Origin of the sequence: Streptomyces sp. NPDC014861 (assembly GCF_043081625.1) — a bacterium.
Classification (GTDB): domain Bacteria; phylum Actinomycetota; class Actinomycetes; order Streptomycetales; family Streptomycetaceae; genus Streptomyces.
This window is the reverse complement of record NZ_JBIBWV010000002.1, coordinates 607,067-626,694: the sequence shown is the minus strand read 5'-3', so window position 1 is coordinate 626,694 and position 19,628 is coordinate 607,067. Positions and strand designations below refer to the sequence as shown.

The window sequence follows — 19,628 nt, the reverse complement described above, 5'->3', positions numbered from 1 at the left end:
CCTCCCTCGTGGGGCTCCCCCCGACCAGCGAAGGAACAGCGTGGCTCCCGGATCCGATCGCAACCCGATCATCATTGGCGGCCTTCCCAGCCAGGTCCCGGATTTCGACCCCGAAGAGACCCAGGAGTGGCTCGACTCCCTCGACGCGGCCGTCGACGAGCGGGGCCGGGAGCGGGCCCGCTACCTGATGCTCCGACTGATCGAGCGTGCCCGCGAGAAGCGGGTGGCCGTGCCCGAGATGCGCAGCACGGACTACGTCAACACCATCGCCACCAAGGACGAGCCCTTCTTCCCCGGCAACGAGGAGATCGAGCGCAAGGTCCTCAACGCCACCCGCTGGAACGCGGCCGTCATGGTCTCGCGCGCCCAGCGCCCCGGCATCGGCGTCGGCGGCCACATCGCCACGTTCGCCTCCTCCGCCTCGCTCTACGACGTGGGTTTCAACCACTTCTTCCGGGGCAAGGACGAGGGAGACGGCGGCGACCAGATCTTCTTCCAGGGCCACGCCTCCCCCGGCATCTACGCCCGCGCGTTCCTCCTCGACCGGCTGACCACGACCCAGCTCGACGGCTTCCGCCAGGAGAAGTCGAAGTACCCGAACGGGCTGTCCTCGTACCCGCACCCGCGGCTGATGCCGGACTTCTGGGAGTTCCCGACGGTGTCGATGGGCCTCGGCCCGCTCGGCGCGATCTACCAGGCGCGGATGAACCGCTACATGGAGGCGCGCGGGGTCGCCGACACCTCCAGGTCGCACGTGTGGGCCTTCCTCGGCGACGGCGAGATGGACGAGGTCGAGTCGCTCGGCCAGCTCTCCATCGCGGCCCGCGAGGGGCTCGACAACCTGACCTTCGTCGTCAACTGCAACCTCCAGCGGCTCGACGGCCCGGTCCGCGGCAACGGCAAGATCATCCAGGAGCTGGAGTCGATCTTCCGGGGCAACGGCTGGAACGTCATCAAGCTGATCTGGGACCGCTCCTGGGACCCGCTGCTGGCGCAGGACCGGGACGGCATCCTGGTGAACCGGCTGAACACCACGCCGGACGGACAGTTCCAGACGTACGCGACCGAGACCGGCTCGTACATCCGCGACCACTTCTTCGGCGACGACCACCGGCTGCGGGCGATGGTCGAGTCCATGTCGGACCACCAGATCCTCCACCTGGGGCGCGGCGGCCACGACCACAAGAAGATCTACGCGGCCTACGCCGCGGCCAAGGCCCACAAGGGCCAGCCGACGGTGATCCTGGCGCAGACCGTCAAGGGCTGGACCCTGGGCCCCAACTTCGAGGGCCGCAACGCCACCCACCAGATGAAGAAGCTCACGGTCGACGACCTCAAGCGCTTCCGCGACCGGCTGCACATCCCGGTGACCGACAAGGAGCTGGAGTCCGGCCTGCCGCCGTACTACCACCCGGGGCGGGACTCCGAGGAGATCCAGTACATGCACGACCGCCGCAACTCGCTCGGCGGGTACGTGCCGACCCGGGTCGTGCGGTCCCGGCCGCTGGCGCTGCCGGACGACCAGACCTACGCGGCGGTCCGCAAGGGCTCGGGCCAGCAGTCGATCGCCACCACGATGGCCTTCGTCCGGCTGCTGAAGGACCTGATGCGGGACAAGGAGATCGGCAAGCGCTTCGTGCTGATCGCGCCGGACGAGTACCGCACCTTCGGCATGGACTCCTTCTTCCCGAGCGCCAAGATCTACAACCCGCTGGGGCAGCAGTACGAGGCCGTGGACCGTGAACTCCTCCTGGCCTACAAGGAGTCCCCGACCGGGCAGATGCTGCACGACGGCATCTCCGAGGCCGGCTGCACGGCCTCGCTGATCGCCGCCGGCTCGGCCTACGCCACCCACGGCGAACCGCTGATCCCGGTGTACGTCTTCTACTCGATGTTCGGCTTCCAGCGGACCGGCGACCAGTTCTGGCAGATGGCCGACCAGCTCGCGCGCGGCTTCGTCCTGGGCGCCACCGCCGGCCGCACCACGCTGACCGGCGAGGGCCTCCAGCACGCGGACGGTCACTCGCACCTCCTCGCTTCGACGAACCCGGCCTGCATCTCCTACGACCCGGCGTTCGGCTTCGAGATCGCGCACATCGTCAAGGACGGTCTGCGCCGGATGTACGGCCCCCAGGCGGAGGACGTCTTCTACTACCTGACGGTCTACAACGAGCCGATCCAGCACCCGGCCGAGCCGGAGGACGTGGACGTCGAGGGCATCCTCCAGGGCATCCACCTCTTCAAGCGGGCCGAGGCGGGCGCGATCCCGGCGCAGATCATGGCCTCCGGCGTCTCCGTCCCGTGGGCGATCGAGGCGCAGCGGATCCTGGCCGAGGAGTGGAACGTCAAGGCCGACGTCTGGTCCGCGACCTCCTGGAACGAGCTGCGCCGCGAGGCGGTGGCGGTCGAGGAGCACAACCTGCTCCACCCGGACGAGGAGCAGCGCGTCCCGTACGTGACCCGCAAGCTCCAGTCCGCCGAGGGCCCCTTCGTGGCGGTCTCGGACTGGATGCGCTCGGTGCCGGACCAGATCTCCCGCTGGGTCCCCGGCCCGTACACCTCGCTCGGCGCCGACGGCTTCGGCTTCGCGGACACCCGCGGCGCCGCCCGCCGCTACTTCCACATCGACGCCCAGTCGGTCGTCCTGGCGGTGCTGACCGAGCTGGCCCGCGAGGGCAAGGTGGACCGGGCGGTCCTGAAGCAGGCGGTGGACCGCTACCAGCTGCTGGACGTGGCGGCCGCCGACCCGGGTCCCGCGGGCGGCGACGCCTGACGTACGCGGCGGGAGGCAGGTGCCGGCCAGGGGTGGTGGGAGCGTCGCTCCCGCCGCCCCTGGCGCGTTCCTCCCTGGCGCGTTCCCTACGATGCCCCGCATGTCCGTGAAGAAGGAGCGCCCCCCGCTGGTCCGCTGGGAAGAGCGCACCCAGACCCCGCTGCTGGTGCTGGCGGTGGCCTTCGGCGTCGCGTACGCCGTGCCGATCGTCGCGCCCGGCGCCGAGCCGTGGGTGCACCGGCTGTGCCACCGGGTGGAGTGGGCGGTGTGGGGCGTCTTCGCCCTGGACTACCTCGTCCGGCTGTGCCTCGCTCCGGCCCGCTGGGCCTTCGTCCGCTCCCACCCCCTCGACCTCCTCGCGGTCCTGCTGCCGCTGGTGCAGCCGCTGCGGCTGCTGCGTGTGGTCTCCACCCTCCTCCTCGTGGGCCGGCGGGCCCGGATGGCCCCGCAGATCACGCTCACCACCTATGTGGCGGGCGCGGTGGTCGGGCTGATGATGTTCGGCTCGCTCGCGGTGCTGCACGTGGAGCGGGACGCGCCGGACGGCAACATCAAGACCCTGGGCGACGCGGTCTGGTGGTCCTTCACCACGATGACGACGGTCGGCTACGGCGACCACGCGCCGACGACCGGTCTCGGGCGGGTGCTCGCGGTGGGGCTGATGCTCTCGGGCATCGCCCTGCTGGGTGTGGTCACGGCCAACATCGCGGCCTGGTTCATCGCCCGCTTCGAGCGGGACGACGCGGTGGAGCGCCGCCAGACGGAGCTCCTGGAGGCCCTGACCGGAGAGGTCCGCGAGCTCCGCGCCGAGGTGGCCCGCCTCTCGGCCCCGGTGCCGCCGCAGACCGTACGACGGGCGGCCGGGGCGGGAACCGAGGCGGAAGCTGCTCCGGGAAGCCCGGCGGAGGCCGGGACGCAAGGCCAGGCGGAGGGCGGGCCGGGAGGCGTACCGGAGGGTGCGGCAGCGGACGCCGTACCGGACGGCGCGGCAGCGGACGCCGTACCGGACGGCGCGGCAGCGGACGCCGTACCGGAGGGTGCGGCAGCGGACGCCGTACCGGAGGGTGCGGCGGGAGCCGTGCCGTAGGGCCTCTCGGAGGCGGCGGGGCTCGTGAGGGCCGTTGAGGGGCCCCGCCGAGGGTGGCGGGGCCTCCTGCGGGCGGGTGCCGGCGCCGGCTCCGCGGCGGCTAGCGCTCCCAGAGCTTGAACGCTCTGACCTCGTAGGGCGCCTGCGGAACCCACGTCCCCCGGCCCGGATAGGTCTCGAACTCGCCCGCCTCCGCGCACTCCTCCGACTGGTACGTCGTCACCGGCCGCCCCGTGCGGACGGCGAGGGACTGGGCCGAGGCGCCGGCCGGGAGGAGGACGCAGCTGTCGAGGTCCGTCGTCGCCAGTTCGTACGTCCACGGCCGGCCCTTGAAGTCGGGCTTCGGCCAGAGGCAGAGCCGTCCGGGCCCGCACTTCCCGAGCGTCGTCCCGGCGGCCGGGGCGGCCGACACTCCCGGGGCGGCCGGTGCTCCCGGGGCGGCCGAAGCTCCCGGGGCGGCCGTGGCCGGGAGGGCGGCCAGGAGCAGGACGGCCACCCCCGTGAGCACGGTCGTCAGCTTCACGTTCATACAGATCAACCCCCATGTCGTCACTCTCTGTAATCACGATCATGGAGGAGTGATCCGCCGAACGGAAGAGGGGCCGCCCCCGTTCCTTCGAACGGGTGACGGCCCCCTAGGGAAGGTCGGGGTCAGATGTGCCCGCCGCCCATGCCCGCCTGCGCGTTCTCGCCGCGCTTGGTCAGGGTGGCGACCAGGGCCGCGACCACGGCGACGACACCGGCGACGGTGAAGGCCAGGCCCATGCCCTGGAGGAAGGTGTCATGGATGACGTCGGAGATCTTGGCGAAGAGGTCCGGGGTCATGCCGGGCGCCTCCTTCATGGCCTCCGGCGCCATGCCGAACTCGGCGGCCTCCTCCAGGCGCGGGTCGGCCGGGACCGGGATGCCGGCCTCCTTCCAGTTGTCCTCGAAGGCGCCGGCGACCTTGGAGGACATGACCGCGCCGAGCACGGCGGTGCCGAGCGCGCCGCCGACCTGCATGGCGGCCTGCTGGAGACCGCCGGCGACGCCGGAGAGCTCCAGCGGGGCGTTGCCGACGATGACCTCGGTGGCGCCGACCATGACCGGGGCGAGGCCCAGGCCGAGGAGGGCGAACCACAGGGACATGGTCAGCGTGCCCGTGTCGGCCGAGAGCGTGATCATGCCGAACATCGCGGCGGCCGTGCAGACCATGCCGCCGACGAGCGGGACCCGCGGGCCGAACTTCGTGATGAGCGCGCCGGCCAGCGGCGAGGAGACGATCATCATCGCGGTCAGCGGGAGGAGCCGCAGACCGGCGTCGATCGGGCCGAGCCCCTTCACGCCCTGGAGGTAGAAGGTCACGAAGAAGAGGCCGCCCATGAAGGCGAAGGCCATCAGGACCATCAGGACCACACCGGCCGAGAGCGGCACGGAGCGGAACATGGCGAGCGGGATGAGCGGCTCCGCGACCCTCCTCTCCCAGACCGCGAAGACGGCGAAGAGGACGATCGAACCGAGCAGGCAGCCCCACGTGTTGCCGCTGGTCCAACCCCAGTCGGCGCCGGCCTTGATGAGGCTCCAGACCAGCAGGCCCATCGCGCCGGAGAGCAGCGCGATGCCGAGGACGTCGAAGGAGCGCGGCGCGTTCTCGGCGCGGTGGTCCCTCAGGATGATCAGGCCGAGCGCGAGCGCGAGCACGCCGACCGGCACGTTGATGAAGAAGACGGACTGCCAGCTCACGTGCTCGACGAGGAAGCCGCCGAGGATCGGGCCGCCCGCCGTGGAGGCGCCGATGACCATGCCCCAGATGCCGATGGCCATGTTCAGCTTCTCGGCGGGGAAGGTGGCGCGCAGCAGGCCGAGCGCGGCCGGCATCAGCAGGGCGCCGAAGAGGCCCTGGAGCACCCGGAAGGCGATCACGAGGGCGATCGAGTCGGAGAGGCCGATGGCGGCGGAGGCGGCGGCGAAGCCCGCGATGCCTATGAGGAAGGTCTGGCGGTGGCCGAAACGGTCGCCGAGCTTGCCGGCGGTGATCAGGGCGACGGCGAGCGCGAGCAGGTAGCCGTTGGTGATCCACTGGAGCTGGTCCAGGGTGGCGCCGAGGTCGGCCTGGATGGCGGGGTTGGCGATGGCCACGATCGTGCCGTCCAGCGCCACCATCATGACGCCGGCCGCGACGGCGAACAGGGTCAGCCAGGGGTGGCCGCGCAGGCCCTTCGCCGGGACCGGACCTGGCTCCCCGGCGCCCCCCTGGCCCTGCGGGGCCTTTTCCACGGTGGTCTGACTAGTCATGGGACGAGGCTAGTGACAGTCACTGACAATTGACAAAGTGATTCACGCGTCGGTAACTGTCATGTAGCTCACAGGTACCCTGAGCAGGAAGAACCTCCCGCGATCGACCGAAAAGAGACTCCGTTGACCGTGCCCGCGCCCGGCCTGCGCGAGCGGAAGAAGCAACGCACCCGCGACGCGCTCGTCCGGGTCGCCCTGGAGCTCTTCACCACCCAGGGGTACGAGCGGACCACCGTCGACGAGATCGTCGACGCGGTCGAGGTCTCCCAGCGGACCTTCTTCCGCTACTTCTCCTCCAAGGAGGAGGTCGCGTTCGCGGTCCAGCGGATCGTCGAGGAGGAGTTCGTCCGGGCGCTGACGCTGCGCCCGCCCGAGGAGGGCCCGTTCGACGCGATGCGCAACGCGGTGCTCGCCGCGTGGGACCGCGTGGGCGACACGATCGACCGGATCGTCCCGGTCGAGCTGTACCTGCGGACCTTCTTCATGATCGAGTCGACGCCGGCGCTGCTCGCCGCGCACCTGCGGCGCTCCAGCGAGATGGAGGAGACGATCTCCCGGCTCGTCGCCCGCCGCGAGGGGCTCGACGTGGACGCCGATCCGAGGCCCCGGATCGCGGTGGCCGCCTTCAGCGGCGTGATGCGTGTCACCGGGCAGATGTGGGGCAAGGGGCCGGACCGGAGCCTTGAGGGGATCCGGGCTCTCACCGAGTGGTACCTGGACCACCTGGGCCCGGCGCTCTCGCTGCACTGGCGGGAGCCGGACCCCGCGGGCTGAACGCCGCGCCTCCAGAGGGGTTTCCGGCGGCTGACGGCCCCTCCGCCCGTGGGTTCCCGGCGGCCGGACGCCTCTCCGGCGGGCCGGCGGCGCCGTCGCCGGCCGGGAGGCGGGGCGGGTCCGGCGGGGCGCGGCCGCGGAGGTCCGTGCTCCGGCGGCCGGGACGGTTCCGTCATCTTCGGCGTCTAGGGTGTGCGCCCGTGACCTCCGCCGACGTCCCGCCCTCCCTCACCGTCCTGCGCACCCTGCTCGTGCTGGGTGTGGTCCTCGTGATCCTGTCCACCACCGGATGGACCGCCCTGAGGCACCGACCGCCCTCCGGGACCTCCATGGAGGCCGCGCTGTCCGCGTGGGAGCGGGAGCGGATCGGCGACGCGCCGCCGCCCGACCCGGCCACCACCCCGCCCCGCACGGTCGCGGAGTGGTTCGCCGCGCTCGGGCCGGGCCGGGCCGCAGGTCTCGCCGAGCGGCATCCCTTCGTCGTCGGCAACCTCGACGGGGCCCCACCGGCCCTGCGCTACCGCGCCAACCGGATCGGCCTCACCCGCGCGCTGGCGGCCGAGCGGCCCCGCCTCGACGACCTGAGGCTGTCCGCCGAGGGCCGGCACGAGGCCCGCCGTCGGGTGGACCGCTTCCGCTCCCTGCTGACCCCGGGGCGGCGGATCCTCGCCTTCGACCCCACCGGCACGGGCCGGGCGGCCGAGGTGCTGGGCGACCTGGAGCGGGCCCGGCGGATCTCGGTGATCGTGCCCGGTGTCGACACCCATCTCCTCACCTTCCAGAAGACCCACGGGCAGTACACCGCCCCCGTCGGCATGGCGCAGGCGCTGTACGAGGCGGAGCGGCGCACCGTGCCCGGCGCCCGGGTCGCGGTCATCGCCTGGGCCGGCTACACCGCCCCGGCCCGGGTCGGCGTGGACGCGGCGACCGGGCGGCTCGCCGCGACCGGCGCCGACCGGCTGGTCCGGCTCACCGAGGGGCTGCCGGGGAAGGCGCGGATGGCGCTCTTCTGCCACAGCTACGGCTCCGTGCTCTGCGGGCTCGCCGCGCCGCGGCTGCCGGAGCGGGTGACCGACCTGGCGGTGGCCGGCAGCCCGGGGATGCGGGCGGAGACGGCGGCCGAGCTGGGCACCCCGGCCCGGATATGGGCCATGCGGGACGCCGGCGACTGGATCGGGGACGTTCCCCACCTGGAGTTCGGCGGACTCGGGCACGGAGCGGACCCGGTGGCGCCGGAGTTCGGCGCCAGGCTGGTCTCGGCGGCGGGCGCGGCCGGACACAGTGGCTATTTCGAGCCGGGCACGGAGAGCCTCGGCAACTTCGCGGCGATCGGCGCCGGAGCCTTCGAACGGGTCGTCTGCGCACGTGACGACCGTGCGTGCCACGGGGGAATCTCCGGCGGCGGCAACCTCTGACGCGCGTAGATCACGGAATTTCCTGACAGTTCCGAGGGGCGACGCACGGCCACGCGCCGCATACGATGAGGCGTATGGGTGATGTGCTGGCCGGAATTCATGCCACCTGGGAGCTGGAGAGCGACGCACTTGTCATCCGCTTCGAACGGGGGATCCGTACGCCGAGGCTGTTCCAGGCGCTGCGCGAGCGACGCGTGCCGTACGAGGCGCTGGCCTCGGCGACACTCGCGCCGGGCCGGCGCGGGACCGTCGTGCTGCACGCCGTGCCGCGGCCGGGCGCCGATCCGCTGATGGAGGCGGCGGCGGGACAGCTCAAGGAGACCTGCGACCCGTACCGGCTGGCGCTGCCCGCCGACCGGGAGGAGCTCGCCGCGCGCTGGCGCGACGCGCTGGCCGCGGTGGTCCCCTCCGATCCGGCGGACCGGCTCGACACCGGCTTCCTCGTCGCGGCGCCGCAGGGACCGCGCTCCTTCAAGGCCTACGACGGGAAGGCGACGTTCGACGGAACGTCCGAGGTGTCCTTCCGCTGGTCCTCGACGATGGCCACGTCGGAGAAGTGGAAGACGGGCGACCAGTCCTACCGGGTCCGGGAGCTGAGCGGGGTCGAGTGGCGGACTCCGGACTCCCCCGGCGGCTTCCTGCGACTGCTCCCCCGGGGCGGTGCGGCACGGCCCGAGCGGCCGGACCACGATCCGGCCTCGGTCGTCTTCGGGCTCGGATACGGCCCGGTCCACGACTCCCTCCCCTTCGCGGCGGCCGTCCTCGCGGCGATCCGCGCCAAGGACCGCGCCCCCGTCCCCGCGGGGGCGCGCGGCGCGGCGCACGGAGACCCCGGTGCCATTGCTGAAAGGATTCGCCACCTGAGCGAACTGCATCAGGCGGGCCTGGTGACGGACGAGGAATTCGCGGCGAAGAAGACGGAGCTCCTCGCCGAGCTGTAGCGACGCGGGGCGGCGGGGCGGGGCGGTTTGCGGACCGGGTGCAGGGGCCGGGTGGCGGACCGGGCGCGGGGGCCGAGCTTTAGCGACGCGGGGCGGCGGGGCGGTCTGCGGGCCGGGGGCAGGGGCCGGGTGGCGAACCGGGCGCGGAGCCGGGGCGGCGGACCGACCGGGGGCAGGGCGCGGGGGCCGGGCTGCGGACCGGGTGCGGGACCGGGGGCAGGGGCCGGACGGCGCGTCTCGTGGGCGGGGCGCGCGACGAAAGTCGCGCGCCGTCATACCAGGGTCTGATCCGCGATTGTCACCCCTGGTACGACGACGGGACCGGGCGGCCGACCTAGGCTGACTCGACATGAAAGCGTTCGAGAAGCGGCCGGAGCCACGGCGGGTCGCGGCGCGGCTCCAGAGCTGGTCGCGGGTGGCTCTCCAGGCCCTGGAAGCCACCTTCGCCGCACCCGCCGCGCCGGGCTCCGCGCCGTTCGCGGCCGCCTCGTCCTGGTGGATGCGGCTGCTGCCGTACGCGTTCGGGGTCGCGCTCGTCGCCTCCCTGCTCCCGGTCACCGTCCACCTCCTCATCACCGACTACGACGTGCCCGGCGCGCTCGCCGGAGCGCTCGCCACCGCCCAGACCGCGCCGCTGCTGCTCGCCACCACCCGGCCGCTCCAGGCCTGGTGGGTGGTGCTGCCCGCCGACATCGCCGGGGCGCTCGTCCTGCTGGCCTCCGACGGGCCCCGCGCCCAGCTGTGGCCCTGGACCCCGCCGGTCGTCGTCGGGTACTGCGCGCTGATGCTCGCGCTCGGGCTGCGCGAGCCGCGCCGCACCCTCGTCGGCGTGTGGCTCGCCACCGGCGCGGCCGGCTACCTCCTGGAGACCGTGCGGCCGTACGGCGACACGGGCGTCACCACACTCCTCTTCGTGCTCAGCGGCGTGCTGCTGCTGCTCACCTCGGTGATACGGGCGCGGAGCGAGGCGCAGCGAAGACTCGCCGAGCAGGAGACGATCAGCGAGGCCGAGCGGGCCCACCGGACGCTCCTGGAGGAGCGGGCCAGGATCGCGCGCGAACTGCACGACGTGGTCGCGCACCACATGTCGGTGATCACCGTGCAGGCGGACTCCGCCCCGTACCGGATACCGGAGCTTCCGGAGGCGGCCCGGGAGGAGTTCGCATCGATCGCGGGCAGCGCGCGGGAGTCGCTGGCCGAGATGCGGCGGCTGCTCGCGGTGCTCCGCAGCGACGGCAGCGAGGGCGAGCGGGCGCCGCAGCCCGGCCTCGACCGGCTCCAGCAGCTGGTGGAGGCGACGGTCAGGGCGGGGGTGCCGGCCGAACTGTCGCTCGCCGCGGAGCTCGTGGACGGACGGACCGAGGTGCCGCAGGCGGTGGGCCTCTCCGCGTACCGGATCGTGCAGGAGGCGCTGGCCAACGTGGTGCGGCACGCGCCGGGCGCGCCGACCCGGGTGTCGGTGCGTGAGGACGGGTCCGGCCGGCTGACCGTCCTGGTGGTCAACGGCCCTGCGGCGGAACCGGTCTCGCCCCTGGAGAGCACCGGCACCGGGCACGGTCTGGTCGGGATGCGCGAGCGCGTCCGGCTGACCGGCGGCACCCTCGACACGGGCCCCCTCCCGGACGGCGGCTTCCGCATCGCGGCCCGGCTCCCGCTCGTGCCGCTCACCGCGGACGACCCGGCGTCGCCCTGACGGCCCGCCGAGCCACGCGACGGGTCACACGCCGGTCCTCATGACGGGCCTCGCGCCGGTCCACGCGTCGATCCTCACGACGTCCTCACGGTGGGGCCTCGCGCCGGACGGAGATACGGCCTGACGGTATGCCGAGCCACCACCACGGACGGGCCCGCACTTCTGGTGGACGCGGTGGGGCGGGTGGGGGATCGCCTAGGGTCGGGCGTCCAGGGGAACGAACGACGAGCAAGGATGCCGTGTGACCATTCGGGTGATCATCGTGGACGACCAGGCGATGGTGCGGGCGGGGTTCGCCGCGTTGCTGGCCGCGCAGAGCGACATCGACGTGGTCGGCGAGGCGCCGGACGGGCGGCGGGGCGTCGAGGTGGCGCGGGCCGTCCACCCCGACGTCGTGCTGATGGACGTGCGGATGCCGGAGCTGGACGGGCTCGCGGCGGCCCGGGAGATCCTGCACCCGCCGGCCGGGGTGACCCATCTGCCCAAGGTGCTGATGCTGACCACCTTCGACGTCGACGACTACGTGTACGAGGCGCTGCGGGCCGGGGCCTCCGGGTTCCTGCTCAAGGACGCCCCGCCGGCCGACCTGATCGCGGCCGTACGGGTCGTGGCGGCGGGCGACGCGCTGCTGGCGCCGTCCGTGACCCGCCGGCTGATCGCCGACTTCGCCGCCGCTCGCCCCTCCGCCCGCAAGGACGTGACGGCGCTCCGGCTCAACGGTCTGACACCGCGTGAGACCGAGGTGCTGGAGCTGATCGCCCGGGGCCTGTCCAACCAGGAGATCGCGGAGCGGCTCGTGCTCGCCGAGCAGACCGTGAAGACCCACATCGGGCGGGTGCTCGCCAAGCTGGACCTGCGTGATCGCGCCCAAGCGGTGGTCTTCGCCTACGAGTCGGGCCTGGTGACCCCCGGGGGTTAGCCCCACCACCGGCCGGGGGCCGGTGCCTCGTCCACCCCCTACCCCGGTATGGCACGGGAGTTGGCTCCCCGGTGTGACGTGCCGTCACCCACCCTCTTCCTACCTTCCTCTCGCCGACGACGAGTTCGCCGGCACCAGGTCGCCGACAGCGCGTCGCCGACAGCGAGAGAGGGAGGGCGGACATGCGCCGCATCACGAGGACCCTGGTGACCGCCGCCATGGTGGCGGCGGTCGTCGCGGGGACGGCGGGCTGGGCGTCCGGGACCGCGCAGGAGCCGGTGACCGGGCCGCCGGCCGGGACCGCCGAGTGGCGGGCGGCGGGGCTGCCCGACCCCGAGCGGATGGACCCCGCCGCGGTCGCCCGCTTCTTCGCCGGGCTCGGCCCCGAGGAGCGGCGGCGGCTCGTGGAGGCGCACCCGACGGTGGTCGGGAACCTGGACGGGGCTCCGCTCGACCTGCGCTACGCGGCCAACGCCCGTACCGCGCAGGAGACCCACCCGCACGCGAGCCACCCGGGCGCGAAGGTCCTGGCGCACGACGCCCGGGGGCGTGGACAGACGGTGCTGGTCTACGGGGACCTGGCGACGGCCGAGCGGATCGCGGTGCTGGTGCCGGGCTCCGACGTCGACGCCGGGCGCATGGACTCCCTCACCCGGAAGGCCACCTCCCTGCGGACGGCGACCGGCGGACGTACGGCCGTGATCGCCTGGGCCGGCTACACCACCCCGCTCGGTGTCGGCCTCGACGCCGCCTCGGGCGAACTGGCGGAAGCGGGGGCCGAGCGGCTGGCCCGCTTCACCGAGGGGCTGCGGGCCGCCGGGGTGCGCCCCGAGCCGTCCGTCTTCTGCCACAGCTACGGCTCGGTGGTCTGCGGGATCGCGGCGCACCGGCTGAAGGCCGAGGACCTGGTGGTGTTCGGCTCCCCCGGCATGCGGGCGGAGAACGTGGCCGAGCTGCGGACCACGGCCCGGGTGTGGGCGGCGAAGGACCCGACGGACTGGATCGACCGGGTGCCGAACGTGGCCGTCGCCGGCTACGGCCACGGCACCGACCCCACGGCGCCCGAGTTCGGCGCCCGGACCGTGCCCGCGCGGGACGCGGAGGGTCACGACGGCTACTTCGCGCCCGGCACCTCCTCGCTGCGCGCCTTCGCCGCGATCGCCGAGGGGGACGTCCGATGAAGACGCTCGTCCGGAAGATCGAGGCCGGCACCCCCGCCCACCGCGACCGCGCCGTCGACGGCCTGCGGGCCCTGGCACTGCTCGCCGTGCCCACCGGCCACTGGCTCCTCGGCGGGTTCACACTCTCCGGCGACGGCGCGATCCACAACGCCTCGCCGCTCGCGACCTTCGGCGCCCTCGCCCCGGCCAGCTGGATCCTCCAGATGCTGGGGATCTTCTTCCTGGTCGGCGGCTACGCCTCCGTCCTGTCCTACCGCCGGTGGACCGGCACCACCCGGGCCTGGCTCGGCGGCCGGCTCGCCCGGCTCGGCCGCCCGGTCCTCGGGGTGACCGCCGTGTGGGCGGTGCTGCTGCCGCTGCTCCACCACGGCCTCGGGGTGCCGGTGGACACCCTGCGGACGGCGTCGACGCTGGTGATCCAGCCGCTGTGGTTCGTCGGGGTGTACACGGTGGTGACGGCGCTGACCCCGCTGTGCCTGCGGGCCGCGCGCCGGTCCGGGGTGTGGGCGGCGGCCCCGCTGCTCGGTTCGGTGGCCGTCGTGGACTTCCTGCGGTACGGCCCGTACGCGGACGCCGTGCCGTCCTGGCTGAGCCTGCTGAACATCCTGCCGGGCTGGCTCTTCGCGTACCAGCTCGGCGTCTCCTGGGGCGAGGGCCGGGTGAACCGCCGGCACGCCTGGGCCCTGCTGCTCGGCGGGGCGGCGCTCTTCGCCACGCTGCTGCTCGCCTTCGGCTACCCGGCGTCGATGGTCGGCGTCCCCGGTGAGGCCCGCACCAACTCGCACCCGCCGTCGCTGCTGGTCCTGGCGCTCGCCGCCGGTCAGAGCGGAGCCGCGATCCTGCTGCGGGACCGGCTCGGGCGGCTGCTGCGACGACCCGCGCTGTGGGCGCCGGTCGTCGTGGTCAACCTGTCCGCCATGACGATCCTGTGCTGGCACCAGACCGCGATGCTCGCGGCGGCGGTCCCCGCCTCGTACCTGGGCGAGGTGCCCGGTCTCGTCGGGGCGCCGGACTCGGTCGGCTGGATCCTGGCCCGGCTGGCCTGGATGCCGGTCTTCGCCGGACTGCTGGTCCTCATCGGGCGGTACGCGCGCGGCTTCGAGTCGCCGTGGGCGCGCACCGGCCCGGCCCGCCGCACGCTCGCGGGGCTGCTCGCGGCGGGCTTCGCGGTCTTCGCCCTGGGCCTCGCGTGAGCCCCGCCGCACCCCCCACCCCGTGCCCCGGGCCTCGCGTGCGTTCGACCGCCCGTGCCCCGGGCCCCGTGTACGGAGTCCCGGGGCGGGGGCGGTCAGACCTCGCGGGCGGCCGAGGTGTGGCTCATGTCCGGGTAGCGGTCGCCGGCCACCAGGCCGGCGAGGGGTTCGAGGGCGGCGAGGTCGGCCTCGGACAGGGTGATACGGGTGGCGGCGGCGTTCTCCTCCAGACGGGACCGCTTGCGGGTGCCGGGGATGGGGACGACGGTCAGCCCGTGGACGGCGGCCCGCTGCTGCACCCAGGCGAGGGCGATCTGCGCGGGCGTCGCCCCGTGCGCGGCGGCGACGGCGCGGACCGGGTCGAGGAGGGCCGCGTTCCGCTCGGCGTTCTCGCCGGTGAAGCGGGGCTGGTGGCGGCGGAAGTCGTCGTCCGGCAGGTCCTTGCCGGCGTCCGCGAAGGCGCCCGTGAGGAAACCGCGCCCGAGCGGCGAGTACGGGACGAGGGTGACGCCGAGTTCGGCGGCGGCCGCCACGGCGGAGCGTTCGACGTCCCGGGAGAAGAGCGACCACTCCGACTGGAGGGCGGCGATCGGATGGACGGCGAAGGCCTCCCGCAGCTCGGGGCCGGTGACCTCGCTCAGCCCGAGGTGGCGCACCTTGCCCTCGGCGACGAGTTCGGCCATCGCGCCGACGGACTCGGCGAAGGGCACGGACGGGTCGCGCCGGTGCATGTAGTAGAGGTCGATGGTGTCGACGCCGAGGCGGCGCAGACTGCCCTCGACGGCCTGCCGGACATAGGCGCGGTCGTTGCGGACGCCCCGGTGGTCGGGCCGGGCGGGGTCGCGCTCGATGGCGAACTTGGTGGCGAGGACGAGTTCGTCGCGGTGGGCGGCGACGAAGGGGGCGAGGAACTCCTCGTTCGTCCCGCTGCCGTAGATGTCGGCGGTGTCGATCAGGGTGACGCCGGCCTCCAGGGCCGCGTCGAGGGTGTCCCTGGCCGCGGTCTCGTCGGTGGAGCCGTAGAACTCGCTGATCCCCATGGCGCCGAAGCCCTGGACGCCTATTTCGGGGCCGTCCCGGCCGGGGCCGAGGCGTACGGTGCCGATCCTGTCGGTCATGAGGTGGTCCCTCCGCAGATGGTGCCGTAGTGGTCGATCTTGAGGTCGAGCACGGCGAGCGTGTCCTGGAGCTCGGCGATCCGGGACAGGACGTCCCTGCGGGTCTCCTCCAGGAGGGCGCGCCGCGCCCCGTGGGTGTGGGCGCCCTCGCGCACCAGCTCCGCGTAGCGGACCATGTCCGCCACCGGCATCCCGGTGAGCCGGAGCTTGCCGACGAACTCCAGCCAGCCGAGGTCCCGTTCGGAGAACCGGCGCTAGCCGGTGTGCGACCGGTCGACGTGCGGCATCAGGCCGATCCGCTCGTACCAGCGCAGCGTGTGCGCGGTGAGCCCGGTCAGGGCGGCGACCTCGCTGATCGTGTAGCGGTCCTTGCCCCGGGGCCCGGTCGTGCTCTCGACGCTCTCGATCACGCTCATGCCTCCACGCTAAAAGGTTGGAGTGCACTCCAAGCAAGTAGGCTCGGCCCCATGGAGAGCAGCAGCGTGCCCAGCCTGGCGACGATCGAGAACTGGCCCGTCCCCGCCGCGGCGGCGGCCGTGGTCCGCGCGGACGGCACGGTGGCCGGGAGCCACGGGCCGACCGGGCACCGGTTCCCGCTCGCCTCGGTGACGAAGCCGCTGGCCGCGTACGCGGTGCTCGTCGCGTACGAGGAGGGCGCGATCGACCTCGACGAGCCGGCCGGGCCCGAGGGGGCGACCGTGCGGCACCTGCTCGCCCACACCTCGGGGCTCGCCTTCGACGAGAACCGGGTCCAGGCCGCGCCGGGCACCCGGCGGATCTACTCCAACACCGGTTTCGAGGTCCTGGGCGACCTGATCGCCAAGGCGACCGACATCCCCTTCGCCGACTACCTGCACCAGGCGGTCCTGGAGCCGCTGGGCATGGCGAGCACGTCGCTCGACGGCTCCCCCGCCAAGGACGCGGTGTCGACCGTGGACGACCTGGTGCGGTTCGCGGCCGAGGTGCAGGCACCCCGGCTGCTGGACGCCCGCACGGTGCTGGACGCGATGACGGTCACGTACCCCGGGCTCACCGGGATCCTGCCCGGATACGGGCACCAGCGGCCGAACGACTGGGGGCTCGGCTTCGAGATCCGGGGCGACAAGGTCCCGCACTGGACCGGCACCACGTCCTCGCCGCGCACCTTCGGCCACTTCGGCCAGTCCGGCACCTTCCTGTGGATCGACCCGGACGCGCGGGCCGCCTGTGTGGCGCTCACGGACCGGGCCTTCGGGCCGTGGGCGATCGAGGCCTGGACGCCGTTCACGGACGCGGTCCTCGCGGACCTGCGCCGCTGAGGTCAGGATCCCGCCGCTTCGCAGGTGGTGGCCGGGAGGGCGCCGTCCGGGCCCTCGACGGTGACCGACGCCGAGCCGGACCGGTCCACGGCGTGGGCCGCCGTGCACACCAGCTGGGCGAGGGCGCGCTCCGACAGCTCATGGGTGAGGAAGGGCGTCCTGAGCCGGACCTCGCCCGCCCCCTCCGACACGACCCGGATCAGCTCCCCGGTCTCGGGAAGATCCGTGGTGAGGCCCGCTTCGCGGTCGGCGCCGCCGGGGCCCGCGAGCAGGGCGGCGAGCACCTTCACGGCGGCGACGTCGGGGACGTCGGGATTCCCGAAGCCCCTCTCGAAGCCGGTGCCGGAGCCGTCGGCGTGGTCCGGGATCTCCTCCCGTTCGCCTCCGGGCAGGGTCCGCTCGGGGAGGGGGACGAAGGTGGTGCCGACCTCCCGGGCGACCGGCATCAGCTCGCCGTCGGGGCCGAGGTAGTAGAGCAGCATCCGGCTCTCGGGGACGGGCTGCACGACGACGACGGGCGCCTCCCCCGCCTCCACCACGTCGCTGCCCTGGATGCCGCAGCCGGCGAGCAGCGGCAGCGCGGCCGCCAGCAGCGCGGCCGGCGCGAGCAGCGGCGGGCAGCGCCTCACAGCGGGATCCTGACCGTGAACACGGCGCCTCCCGCCGGGTGGTTGCCGGCCCGCACGGTGCCCCCGTGCAGCCGCACGTTCTCCTGGGTGATCGCCAGGCCGAGGCCGCTGCCGGTCGAGCGGGTTCGGGCCGGGTCCGCCTTGTAGAAGCGCTCGAAGACGTGCGGCAGGACGTCCGGGTGGATGCCGGGGCCGCGGTCGGAGACCTGGACGACGAGCGTGCCGCCGGAGCCGCCGGGGCCGTCGGCGGCCACGGGGGCTTCGGGGGCGCCGTCGTCCACGTACACCCGGACCGTGACCAGCGCCCGCCCGTGCCGCAGGGCGTTGCCGACGAGGTTGGCGACGACGACGTCGAAGCGGCGGGGGTCGAGGCGGGCCCGGATGCCCTCGCCGAGGGCCGCGTGGACCTGCTCCGGGTCGGTCCAGTGCCGGCTGCTGAGGGTCTTGCGGACGCAGTCGGCGACGTCGACCTCGTCGGTGTGGAGCTCGGCGGCGCGGGCGTCGAAGCGGGAGATCTCCATGAGGTCCTCGACGAGCACGGCGAGCTTGACGGTCTCGGCGCTGATCAGCCGGACCGCGCGGGCGGTGTCGCTGTCCAGGGTGCCGGCGTCCTCGTCGAGCACCTCGGTGACGGCGAGCATCCCGGCGAGGGGGGTGCGCAGCTCGTGCGAGACGTCGGAGGCGAAGCGGCGGGCGCGGGCCTCGGCGCGGCGCAGCTCGGTGACGGAGCGTTCCAGCTCGGCGGCGGACTCGTTGAAGGTGCGGGCCAGGTCGGAGAGTTCGTCGCTGCCCTTGGCGTGGATGCGGGTGTCGAGCCGGCCCCGGCCCATGCTCCGGGCGGCGTGGCGGAGTTCGCGGACCGGGCGCAGGACGCTGCGGGCGGCGATGAGCGCGGGTATCAGGGCGATGGCGAGGGCGGGCAGGGCGCCGTCGCGGGCCGCGGTGACCATCGCCTCGATGTTGGCCTCCTCCTCGTCCAGTTCCATCACGGCGTAGACGACGAGGCCGGTGGGCTGGGCGGTTCCGTCCTTCTCGGGGAGGAAGACGGCGGGGACGGCCATCGTCAGGTAGGGGGTGCCGCCCTTCACGACGCGCTGGAAGGAGGTGTGCGGGGTGCCCTCCCGGGCATGGGCGCGGGCCCTCAGCTCCGGGGTGAGGACGGAGGAGGTGGGGCGGTCGGTGGAGGAGACGCGGAGGGTGCCGTACTCGGCGTAGACCCGCCAGGGGCGGGGCTTGCCCAGGCGGGCGATGTACAGGAGGCGTTCGCGCAGCGAGGCCTCGTCGAGGGGCAGGGAGACGTTGAGCTCGTCGACCTGCTCGCGGAAGGCGGAGACGGCGGTGTTCTGGGTCTGTTCCAGAACGGCGCTGCGGGCGGCCCGGTAGGTGAGGGCGGCGGTGGTGCCGCAGCCGACGGCCGCGACCAGGAGGAAGGCGAAGACCATGCGGGTGCGCAGGCCGAAGGGGCGGGGACGGCGGCCCCGGAACCGGCGTCGGGTCGCGTCGGCCGCCGGACCGGGCGGGGCGTCCTCGTGTCCGTCCGCGGTCGGCCCGCCGCGCTCCGCCGGGTTCGTCCCCGACTCCTCGCGGGGGTGCACGCAGGCCTTCACAGCGGGCCGAAGCGGTAGCCGAAGCCGCGCAGGGTCTGGATGTAGCGGGGTTCGCCGGGGGTGTCCTCTATCTTGGCGCGGAGCCTGCGCACACAGGCGTCCACGAGGCGGGCGTCCCCGTGGTAGTTGTGCTCCCACACGTGCTCCAGGAGCTGCTGCCGGCTGAAGACCTGCTCGGGGGCGGCCGTCAGGTGGAGCAGGAGCTTGAGCTCGGAGGGGGCGAGGGCGAGGCGTTCGCCGTTCTTGGCGACGGTGAGTCCGGACCGGTCGACGGCGAGGGCGCCGTGGTGCTCGATGGCGGGCCGGCCGCCGCCGATGTCCTCGATGCGGCGCAGGACGGCCCGGATGCGGGCCTCGATGACCTCGGTGCGGGCCGGTTTGACGATGTAGTCGTCGGCTCCGGCCTCCAGGCCGATGACGACGTCGAAGTCGTCGCCGCGGGCGGTGAGCATGATGATCGGGAGCTGGCTGCTCTCGCGGACCCGGCGGCAGACCTGCACGCCGTTCATGCCGGGCAGCATGAGGTCGAGCAGGAGCAGGTCGGGGCGGAACTCGCCGAGGGCGGCGAGGCCGGCCTCGCCGGTGGCCGCGGCGCGCACCTCGTGACCGCGGCGGCGGAGCCCGAGCTCGACGCCTTCGCGGACCGAGGGGTCGTCTTCGATGAGGAGCACGCGGGGCATGGGTGGAGTATCCCAGGGTCGGTGGAGGCCCCCGGCTCCGGGAGCC

16 protein-coding genes and 1 pseudogene are annotated in these 19,628 nt (G+C 73.7%); 10 read left to right on the top strand and 7 right to left on the bottom strand.

Features of this window, described 5'->3' with window-relative positions:
• Positions 1 to 40 precede the first annotated feature (40 nt).
• Together aceE and ACF1BN_RS06495 are read left to right on the top strand one after the other, a co-directional pair.
• Positions 41 to 2,773, top strand: coding sequence for a pyruvate dehydrogenase (acetyl-transferring), homodimeric type (aceE, locus tag ACF1BN_RS06500; RefSeq protein WP_392330417.1), 2,733 nt, complete (start codon positions 41 to 43; stop codon positions 2,771 to 2,773).
• A gap of 100 nt (positions 2,774 to 2,873) precedes the next feature.
• Entirely contained in the window at positions 2,874 to 3,860 is a 987-nt protein-coding gene (locus ACF1BN_RS06495; RefSeq protein WP_392330416.1) for a potassium channel family protein, read from the top strand.
• Between the two features lie 100 nt (positions 3,861 to 3,960).
• Here the strand turns inward: ACF1BN_RS06495 and ACF1BN_RS06490 are convergent, their stop codons facing one another.
• Both ACF1BN_RS06490 and ACF1BN_RS06485 read right to left on the bottom strand, forming a co-directional pair.
• A complete protein-coding gene (locus ACF1BN_RS06490) occupies positions 3,961 to 4,389 on the bottom strand; it encodes a peptidase inhibitor family I36 protein (RefSeq protein WP_392330415.1) in 429 nt (142 codons plus the stop codon).
• 122 nt (positions 4,390 to 4,511) lie between these two features.
• Positions 4,512 to 6,134 carry an MFS transporter gene (locus tag ACF1BN_RS06485; protein WP_392330414.1) on the bottom strand — a complete coding sequence of 541 codons (1,623 nt, stop codon included), beginning with the start codon at positions 6,132 to 6,134 and terminating at the stop codon, positions 4,512 to 4,514.
• A 129-nt stretch (positions 6,135 to 6,263) separates the two neighbouring features.
• Between ACF1BN_RS06485 and ACF1BN_RS06480 the strand changes: the two genes are divergently transcribed.
• The 7 genes from ACF1BN_RS06480 (at position 6,264) to ACF1BN_RS06450 (ending at position 14,250) form a co-directional block, all read left to right on the top strand.
• Positions 6,264 to 6,908 (top strand): TetR/AcrR family transcriptional regulator, encoded by a 645-nt coding sequence (locus tag ACF1BN_RS06480; protein WP_392330502.1) that lies wholly within the window; start codon positions 6,264 to 6,266, stop codon positions 6,906 to 6,908.
• Between the two features lie 200 nt (positions 6,909 to 7,108).
• A complete protein-coding gene (locus ACF1BN_RS06475; protein WP_392330413.1) occupies positions 7,109 to 8,323 on the top strand; it encodes an alpha/beta hydrolase in 1,215 nt (404 codons plus the stop codon).
• Positions 8,324 to 8,397: 74 nt separating this feature from the next.
• Complete coding sequence (locus ACF1BN_RS06470; protein WP_392330412.1) at positions 8,398 to 9,264, top strand: DUF4429 domain-containing protein; 867 nt, start codon at positions 8,398 to 8,400, stop codon at positions 9,262 to 9,264.
• Positions 9,265 to 9,613: 349 nt separating this feature from the next.
• Positions 9,614 to 10,957, top strand: a complete 1,344-nt coding sequence (locus tag ACF1BN_RS06465) for a sensor histidine kinase (protein WP_392330411.1) — start codon at positions 9,614 to 9,616, stop codon at positions 10,955 to 10,957.
• A 241-nt stretch (positions 10,958 to 11,198) separates the two neighbouring features.
• The gene (locus tag ACF1BN_RS06460; protein ID WP_392330410.1) at positions 11,199 to 11,876 is read left to right on the top strand and encodes a response regulator; all 678 of its coding nucleotides are present in this window, start codon (positions 11,199 to 11,201) and stop codon (positions 11,874 to 11,876) included.
• A gap of 182 nt (positions 11,877 to 12,058) precedes the next feature.
• Entirely contained in the window at positions 12,059 to 13,057 is a 999-nt protein-coding gene (locus tag ACF1BN_RS06455) for an alpha/beta hydrolase (protein WP_392330409.1), read from the top strand.
• Positions 13,054 to 14,250: an acyltransferase gene (locus ACF1BN_RS06450; protein ID WP_392330408.1), complete on the top strand. Its 1,197-nt coding sequence runs from the start codon at positions 13,054 to 13,056 to the stop codon at positions 14,248 to 14,250. Before ACF1BN_RS06455 ends, ACF1BN_RS06450 begins: the two co-directional genes overlap by 4 nt.
• Before the next feature lie 95 nt (positions 14,251 to 14,345).
• Here the strand turns inward: ACF1BN_RS06450 and ACF1BN_RS06445 are convergent, their stop codons facing one another.
• Positions 14,346 to 15,368: an aldo/keto reductase gene (locus ACF1BN_RS06445; protein WP_392330407.1), complete on the bottom strand. Its 1,023-nt coding sequence runs from the start codon at positions 15,366 to 15,368 to the stop codon at positions 14,346 to 14,348.
• Positions 15,365 to 15,784 (bottom strand): annotated as a pseudogene (locus ACF1BN_RS06440) (MerR family transcriptional regulator). The gene ACF1BN_RS06445 and the pseudogene ACF1BN_RS06440 overlap by 4 nt, the downstream one beginning before the upstream one ends.
• A 51-nt stretch (positions 15,785 to 15,835) precedes the next feature.
• Between ACF1BN_RS06440 and ACF1BN_RS06435 the strand changes: the two are divergent.
• On the top strand, positions 15,836 to 16,666 hold the full coding sequence (locus ACF1BN_RS06435; protein ID WP_392330406.1) for a serine hydrolase domain-containing protein: 831 nt from the start codon (positions 15,836 to 15,838) through the stop codon (positions 16,664 to 16,666).
• A 2-nt stretch (positions 16,667 to 16,668) separates the two neighbouring features.
• On the opposite strand, the gene ACF1BN_RS06430 is transcribed toward ACF1BN_RS06435, so the two are convergent.
• From ACF1BN_RS06430 to ACF1BN_RS06420, 3 genes are all read right to left on the bottom strand, one after another.
• Positions 16,669 to 17,295: a hypothetical protein gene (locus ACF1BN_RS06430; protein ID WP_392330405.1), complete on the bottom strand. Its 627-nt coding sequence runs from the start codon at positions 17,293 to 17,295 to the stop codon at positions 16,669 to 16,671.
• The gene (locus ACF1BN_RS06425) at positions 17,292 to 18,737 is read right to left on the bottom strand and encodes an ATP-binding protein (RefSeq protein WP_392330501.1); all 1,446 of its coding nucleotides are present in this window, start codon (positions 18,735 to 18,737) and stop codon (positions 17,292 to 17,294) included. Before ACF1BN_RS06425 ends, ACF1BN_RS06430 begins: the two co-directional genes overlap by 4 nt.
• A 161-nt stretch (positions 18,738 to 18,898) precedes the next feature.
• Positions 18,899 to 19,582, bottom strand: a complete 684-nt coding sequence (locus ACF1BN_RS06420) for a response regulator (RefSeq protein WP_392330404.1) — start codon at positions 19,580 to 19,582, stop codon at positions 18,899 to 18,901.
• Positions 19,583 to 19,628: the final 46 nt, after the last annotated feature.

Excerpts from the sequence above, each read along its gene's own strand:
- ACF1BN_RS06435 (WP_392330406.1), top strand. The coding sequence starts at position 15,836 with ATGGAGAGCAGCAGCGTGCCCAGCCTGGCGACGATCGAGAACTGGCCC.
- ACF1BN_RS06450 (WP_392330408.1), top strand. The coding sequence starts at position 13,054 with ATGAAGACGCTCGTCCGGAAGATCGAGGCCGGCACCCCCGCCCACCGC.
- ACF1BN_RS06470 (WP_392330412.1), top strand. The coding sequence starts at position 8,398 with ATGGGTGATGTGCTGGCCGGAATTCATGCCACCTGGGAGCTGGAGAGC.
- ACF1BN_RS06425 (WP_392330501.1), bottom strand. The coding sequence starts at position 18,737 with ATGGTCTTCGCCTTCCTCCTGGTCGCGGCCGTCGGCTGCGGCACCACC.
- ACF1BN_RS06490 (WP_392330415.1), bottom strand. The coding sequence starts at position 4,389 with ATGAACGTGAAGCTGACGACCGTGCTCACGGGGGTGGCCGTCCTGCTC.
- ACF1BN_RS06445 (WP_392330407.1), bottom strand. The coding sequence starts at position 15,368 with ATGACCGACAGGATCGGCACCGTACGCCTCGGCCCCGGCCGGGACGGC.
- ACF1BN_RS06465 (WP_392330411.1), top strand. The coding sequence starts at position 9,614 with ATGAAAGCGTTCGAGAAGCGGCCGGAGCCACGGCGGGTCGCGGCGCGG.
- ACF1BN_RS06485 (WP_392330414.1), bottom strand. The coding sequence starts at position 6,134 with ATGACTAGTCAGACCACCGTGGAAAAGGCCCCGCAGGGCCAGGGGGGC.
- ACF1BN_RS06455 (WP_392330409.1), top strand. The coding sequence starts at position 12,059 with ATGCGCCGCATCACGAGGACCCTGGTGACCGCCGCCATGGTGGCGGCG.
- ACF1BN_RS06420 (WP_392330404.1), bottom strand. The coding sequence starts at position 19,582 with ATGCCCCGCGTGCTCCTCATCGAAGACGACCCCTCGGTCCGCGAAGGC.
- ACF1BN_RS06495 (WP_392330416.1), top strand. The coding sequence starts at position 2,874 with ATGTCCGTGAAGAAGGAGCGCCCCCCGCTGGTCCGCTGGGAAGAGCGC.